The organism is Myxococcus sp. NMCA1 (assembly GCF_026810205.1).
GTDB lineage: Bacteria > Myxococcota > Myxococcia > Myxococcales > Myxococcaceae > Myxococcus > Myxococcus xanthus_A.
The window spans coordinates 4419033-4419295 of record NZ_CP113950.1 but is presented as its reverse complement, the minus strand read 5'-3'; the positions used below and the strand labels follow the sequence as shown (position 1 = coordinate 4419295).

Below are 263 nucleotides of genomic sequence, written 5' to 3'. Positions count from 1 at the left end.
GGTGAGAGGTTCCAAGGGGCGGAGCTGTGGAAAAGCCGGAGACCTTCGCTAGAGGGGGACGCTCAGCATAAGCTATGAGCACCCACATTCCGGTTTTCATCCCGAGTCCTGATGCTGGGCTCGCGCGCATCGGAGCGCAGCTGCTGCTGACGCGGCTCCAGCCGAACACCACGTTCGCGCTGCGGAATCAGCCCGGCGCCAACGCCCCGGAAGGTTGAAGCCTCCGCGTGAGCCGCCGTCGCTTCGGGTACGCAAAACATCCG

General features: G+C 64.6%; 1 protein-coding gene. It reads left to right on the top strand.

What is annotated here, in order from left to right:
• The first annotated feature begins 74 nt into the window (after nucleotides 1-74).
• A complete protein-coding gene (locus tag OZ403_RS18825) occupies nucleotides 75-218 on the top strand; it encodes a hypothetical protein (protein ID WP_268784759.1) in 144 nt (47 codons plus the stop codon).
• The last annotated feature ends 45 nt before the right edge of the window (nucleotides 219-263 follow it).

Bases quoted from the DNA above. Each gene is read 5' to 3' on its own strand.
- OZ403_RS18825 (WP_268784759.1), top strand. From the start codon at position 75: ATGAGCACCCACATTCCGGTTTTCATCCCGAGTCCTGATGCTGGGCTC.